Origin of the sequence: Jatrophihabitans sp., from assembly GCF_036389215.1 — a bacterium.
GTDB lineage: Bacteria > Actinomycetota > Actinomycetes > Mycobacteriales > Jatrophihabitantaceae > Jatrophihabitans_A.
Genome location: NZ_DASVQG010000114.1, coordinates 1 through 6,142 on the forward strand (window position 1 = coordinate 1; position 6,142 = coordinate 6,142).

4 protein-coding genes are annotated in these 6,142 nt (G+C 66.9%); all 4 read left to right on the top strand.

What is annotated here, in order from left to right; translation table 11 throughout:
- The first annotated feature begins 286 nt into the window (after positions 1-286).
- Positions 287-1,672 carry a class I adenylate-forming enzyme family protein gene (locus VF542_RS05280; protein WP_408650662.1) on the top strand — a complete coding sequence of 462 codons (1,386 nt, stop codon included), beginning with the start codon at positions 287-289 and terminating at the stop codon, positions 1,670-1,672.
- A 218-nt stretch (positions 1,673-1,890) separates the two neighbouring features.
- A complete protein-coding gene (locus VF542_RS05285) occupies positions 1,891-3,495 on the top strand; it encodes a M20/M25/M40 family metallo-hydrolase (protein WP_408650659.1) in 1,605 nt (534 codons plus the stop codon).
- Positions 3,496-3,802: 307 nt separating this feature from the next.
- Positions 3,803-5,569, top strand: coding sequence for an NAD(P)/FAD-dependent oxidoreductase (locus tag VF542_RS05290; RefSeq protein ID WP_408650660.1), 1,767 nt, complete (start codon positions 3,803-3,805; stop codon positions 5,567-5,569).
- Between the two features lie 69 nt (positions 5,570-5,638).
- On the top strand, positions 5,639-6,142 hold a 504-nt coding region (locus tag VF542_RS05295; RefSeq protein ID WP_408650661.1), incomplete at its 3' end, for an NAD(P)/FAD-dependent oxidoreductase.

The window sequence follows — 6,142 nt, forward strand, 5'->3', positions numbered from 1 at the left end:
CGAGATCGGGCAAAGGCGTCAAGGCATTACCCCCATCGTCGAGCAGCTCGCGCCGACAACGTCAGCAGCACTCTGGTATCGGTCGGTGCGACACACGTGCAAGGACGCCATCCCGCCGCCCGTCTCGCAGGTAGAGGCAACGGTCCTGCCCACCTGAGCGAGTGCCGCAGTATTCACAATAGGTGCTGACCAGCCGAGACCATATCATTACGGTCTGGTGTAATGAAGCCCCCCTAAGATGCACATACTTGTAAAAACTCCCTATCTTTCCTATGGTGCGAGCGTGATGACCCTGTTGGATCCGGAGTTGATCGAAGGGTTCCTGTCCAACGTGGGAACTACGTGGGATGACAAGCCCGAACCGGGAAGCTTCAGCGCTGACGTGGCGCAGCTGCGAGGTCTGGAGATACCTACCGGCGCGGTGCTGACGATCGCGCTGCCCAACGGCATGCCCTTGCTGCGAATCTTCTTCGCGGTGCTGGCCGCCGGTTACGTCCCGCTGCTGATGGCCCCCTCCACACCTGCCGCCCGGGTGCGCGCCAGCGCTGTTCAATTCGGCGCGCACGGCCTGATCCGGTCCCGGATCACGGCTGCGGACCACCCAGGCGGCCGGATGGCGCGCATCGCCGACCTTGATGTGCTGATCTTCGACACTCCGGGCCTGCCGGTCCACGAACCCGGCCAGGTGATCCTGTTGACCACCGGCACCTCCGGCGCGGGTACCGGCTGCTTGCACGATTACCAGGCGCTGCTGCGCAACGCCGATCGGCACGCCGCCTCGGTGCTGCTGACCGGACGTGACACCGTGCTGGTGAACCTGCCGATGTACTACTCCTTCGCGTTGGTGGCCCAGATCCTCGGGTGCCTGCGAACGGGTGCGCGGCCGGTGCTGGCGGGCCCTCCGTTCCAGCCGGCCGGCTACGTCGGCCAACTGGAACGTCATGGGGTCACCGTGTCCTCGCTGACGCCGATCCTGCTGTCGGCGCTGCTGGATTCCGGCTGCGACCTGCCCGACGGCCTGCGCACGCTCACCGTCGGCGGAAGCGCGCTGCCCCCGGACCGGGTGCGACAGTTCCTGGACCGCTATCCCGGCAAGCAGCTGTACCTGACCTACGGCCTCACCGAAGCCGGGCCGCGCGTGTCGACCCTGGCCGCGCATGCCGAACCGGCCACCCGATTCGCATCAGCGGGACGGCCCCTGCAGGGAGTGCGGATCCGGCTGCGCGATGTCGGGCGGGGACCGCGGGCGCAGGAGGTCCTGGTCGAATCCGACACCATCTACCGCGCCCGGCTGGGCAAGGCCGCCGAAGAGCGTGGCGGCCTTGCCGCCCCCGGTGTACTGGCCACCGGCGATCTCGGTTACCTCGACGATGAGGGCTACCTGTACCTGACCGGGCGGGCTTCGGACTTCGCGGTCGTGCGGGGCGAAAAGGTGTCGCTGTCCTCGATCCGGCGGACGGCGGAATCCCTCGCGGGCGTCCTGCGGGCGAGGCCGTCGGTGCGCGCGGTGGAGACGTCGGACGCCCTGCTGGAGCTGGACCTGTATCTGGACGAGAGCGCCGGCGTCGACCAGGCCGGCCTGCGACGCGCGCTCTTCCTCGCCCTGGCACCGAGCGAGCGGCCGGCTCAACTGCGCATGCACTGCCTGTCCGCCGGTTCCCTGTACAAGTGACGCAGGTACCGACGGTCGGCTGAAGCGCGCTTCATGGGCCACCTTCGCAGGGTCGCTCGGCCGGAGCGGGAGATCGCGGGTATTCCTTGCGCACGCCTCACACGTGGAGAGGTACGTTCCATGTGCATTGGATGTAAGAAAGATGTGGCCTACCCGTGGCCGACGAACCGGACGCGAGCGGGACTTCGAACCTCAGCTCGCTCAGACAAGGGGAAACTGTGAGACGTAACCGTCCATCCGTTCGAAAGGGCGCCGCCGCGCTGCTGGCGAGCGGCGCGCTGCTGCTCGCCGGTCTGGTGACCGTCCCCGCCACCGCCGCGCCCGCTCAGTCGGGGTGTGATGCCCGCACCAACAACACCTACGCCAAGATGCTGGAGTGCGTCCGGCTCGAGGGCGTCCGCGAGCACCAGGCGGCGTTGCAGCGGATCGCGGACGCCAACGGCGGAACCCGGGCCGAGGGCACTCCCGGCTACGCCGCCAGCGTCGACTACGTCCTGGGCGTGCTCGCCGCCGCCGGCTGGGACGCCGAGAAGGTGCCGTTCTCCTACGAGGACACCGACGCCCTGCTGCGGCAACTGACGCCGGTGCAGGGCACCTACGAGACCGGTGCGTTCACCGGGACCGGCGAGGGCGACGTCACCGGCAACGTCATCCCGGTCGACCTCGCTCTGACCGGGGCGCGGGCCAGCACCAGCGGCTGCGAGGCCGCCGACTTCGCCGGGCTGAACTTCTCCGGGCCCAACGACATCGCGCTGATCCAGCGCGGTGGCTGCAACTTCGCCTTCAAGGCGCTCAACGCCGAGGCCGCGGGCGCGGAGGCCGTCATCATCTTCAACCAGGGCGACGCCAGCGCCGGTGACCGCTTCGGCCTCATCGTCGGCACGCTCGGCGGTGAGAACGTCGTCGGCATTCCCGTCGTCGGCGCCTCCTTCGCGCAGGGGCAGGCCCTGGCCGCCGCCGGCTCGACGGCTCAGGTGAAGGTCGACTTCCTGACCCGCCACTCCTTCAACGTCATCGCCGAGCTCGCCGGGCGTAACAACGACAACGTGGTGATGGCCGGCGCCCACCTGGACTCGGTTCCGGCCGGCCCGGGCATCAATGACAACGGCAGCGGCTCCGCGGCGCTGCTCGAGATCGCCCAGGCGATGTCCAAGCTCCGTCCCGAGAACACCGTGCGCTTCGCATGGTGGGGTGCTGAGGAGCTGGGCCTGATCGGGTCGACGCAGTGGGTCGCCCAGCAGTCCCAGGCAGAGCTCGACCGGATCGCGCTGTACCTGAACTTCGACATGATCGGCTCGCCGAACTACATCTTCATGGTGTACGACGCCGACGAGTCGAGCTTCCCGGCGCCGGCCGGCGTGACGATCCCGGAGGGGTCCGAGGCGATCGAGGAGCTCTTCGAGTCCTTCTACACCCTGCGCGGCGAGCCCTATGACGACACGCTGTTCAGCGGCCGGAGCGACTACCAGGCCTTCATCAACAATGGAATCCCGTCCAGCGGGCTCTTCACCGGAGCCGAGGTGGTTAAGACCGAAGAGCAGGAGGCCATCTGGGGCGGCACCGCCGGGCAGGCGTTCGACCCTTGTTACCACCAGGCCTGTGACACCTACGCCAACAACAACGACCACGCCCTGGAGGTCAACTCCGACGCGGTGGCGTTCGCGGTCATGACCTTCGCGTACTCCACCGAGGCCGTCAACGGCGTCCCCGGCAAGAGGGTCCCGGGCAACTTCACCATCCCGGCACCCGCCGGGCCGGAGCACACCTTCGCCGGACCGCTTGGCGGTGACAGCGTGCACGACCACGGAGCCCAGACTTCCTGACTTCGCTCCGCTTCCGCAGCGCCCCTCGCCACCTCGGTGGCGGGGGGCGCTCGTGGTTTCCGCCGGTCTGCTGGCTCATGACGGGCTGCCGCCGGTTCCTTGGGTAAGCCTCGGCCAAATGGCACGATCTTCAGACTCGTTACGGAACAGGCACATTCTCGACCGCCATCCTCGTCGTTCATCGGCAGCTCGGTCCTGCCCGGCAAGATCGATGTGCACAATTCAACAAGTGATGATACGTTTTGTTCTATTAGCCGTCTAGCAGCTTCCGGGTGAGAGACCGGGACATTCCAAGGAGACGAGCCTTATGCACAATGCCCAAAAACGACTGGACAACCGGTCCGCCGAGCGCCACAGCTATGACGTCGCGGTCCTCGGCTCCGGACTCGCCGGCTCGATCATCGCCGCGTGCCTGGCCCGGAACGGAGCGCGAGTCGTCGTGCTCGACACCGGAACGCATCCCCGATTCTCGATCGGGGAATCCACCACTCCGTACGCCGCCATGATGTTCCGGCTGATCGGTGAACGATACGGCGTGCCCGAGGTCAAGTACCTGGCCAGTTTCGAGAGCGCGCAGGCCAAGATCTCCTCCACCGTAGGGCGAAAGCGCAACGCCGGCTTCGTCTATCAGCGGCCGGGGCTCCGGCAGAACCCGAGCGAGGCGACCATGTCGCAGGACTCGGCCCTCGATCCCACCCAGACACATCTCTACCGGCAGGACGTCGACGCCTGGCTGAGCATGGTCGCGGTGCGGCACGGTGCCACGCTGATGCAGCAGCAGCGGCTGACGGGCGTCGACCTCAAGGCCGACGGCATCCGGATCCACCGGGCGGACAAGGACCCCATCCACGCCAAGTACGTGGTGGACACCGTGGGCGGCCACGGCTCGGTGCTCAGCGACAGCCTGGGAGTGCGGCAGCAGCCGCCCCGCTTCCAGCACCAGTCCCGGTTGTTGTACAGCCACCTGCTGGACGTTCGGCCCTATGACGAGATCGCCACTTCGGCCAAGTACGAGAATCCGGGCCGCTGGCATGACGGCACGCTGCACCACGTCTTTCCCGGCGGCTGGTTGTGGGTCATACCGTTCAACAATCACGGTCGCGGGCCGAATCCGCTGTGCAGCGTCGGGGTCAGCCTCGACCCCCGGGTCCATCCGGCACGCGACTGCTCCCCCGAGCAGGAATTCAACGATCTCATCGAGCGATTCCCCGATGTGAAAGCCCAGTTCGCCGGTGCCCGGATCGCTCGGGAATGGGCCAGGATCGACCAGGTGCAACACTCCTGCGAACGTACCGTCGGCGACCGGTGGTGCCTGACCGGCGACGCCGCGGGATACCTGGACCCGCTGATGACCGGTGGCCTCTCCCGCGGGCTGGAGACCACCCATGCGCTGGTGCACCGGCTGCTGGCCGCGATCACTGACGATGACTTCAGCACCGAGCGCTTCCGCTATGTCGAAGAGCTCGAACAAGGCCTGCTCGACTACAACGACGAGCTCTATGCCGGCGCGTACACCGCGACGACCAGCTATCCGCTGTGGAACGCCTGGTACCAGTACTGGGCCACTGGCCAGCAACTCGCCGGCTACGAGCTGAGCCGCTGCTACGCCGAGTTCCTCCGAAGCCGGGACACCAGCGCGCTGGCAGCCGTCGAAGAGCCGTGGTGGCGCGCCCGTGGCGTGTCGGAAAGCTCGCCGTATCATCCGACGCTGCAACTGTTCCGGTACGCCGGCGAACGGCTGCGAGCGGTGGCTGCAGGCACGGCCGATCCGGACGTGACCGCGGCGGAACTGCTCGAGCGCCTACACCGGTCACCAGTGGCCCCGCCGGTACTCGATGCCGGCCGGCTTCACCGTAGCCGGATCGATCCGGCGGTGCGACGGATCCCGGCGACCCTCGCCTGGGCTCGGCAGACCGGTTCGCAGCAGACTGCCCGGCTGAGCCGGGAGGGCGAGATGGGGATCGCCAAGCTGGCTCTGAGAGCAAGCGAGCACGACAGGCCGGAGATGCTGCGCAATGCGGTCGCCAAGGTTCCGTTCTTCGGTCGGCGGTACCGGGTGCCGACTCCTCGATAGAGCCACTCCTCCCTCAACGTAGGACCACATCGAGCCCGACCATCGCCGGGCCAAGGAACGGAGAATCAGATGCGCGACGAAGGCCTCGGCCCTGATGAAACATATGACATAGCCATAATCGGATCGGGAATCGCGGGTTCGATGCTGAGCATGATCCTGGCGCGCAATTCCGCGAAGGTGCTCCTGCTCGACCAGAGTTCGCACCCGAAGTTCGCGATCGGCGAATCGACCATCCCCAACATGCTGGTCTCGTTGCGCACCATGTCCGAGCGCTACGACGTCCCGGAACTGCGGACGATGGCCACCCTGAACAACGCCCAGCGGATCATCTCCCCGTGGCACGGAACCAAGAACCACTTCGCGTTCCTGCAGCACGAGGAGGGCAAGAACCAGGACCCGGCGAACCTGAACATGTACAACTTCGCCAAGCTGCTCCATCCCACGGCACACCTCTACCGTCAGGACGTCGATTCCTACCTGTTCCGGACGGCTGTCCAGTACGGAGCCACCGCCCGGCAGAACTTCTCCATCCAGTCGGTGGACTTCGACGATGACGGGGTGACGATCAGCTCC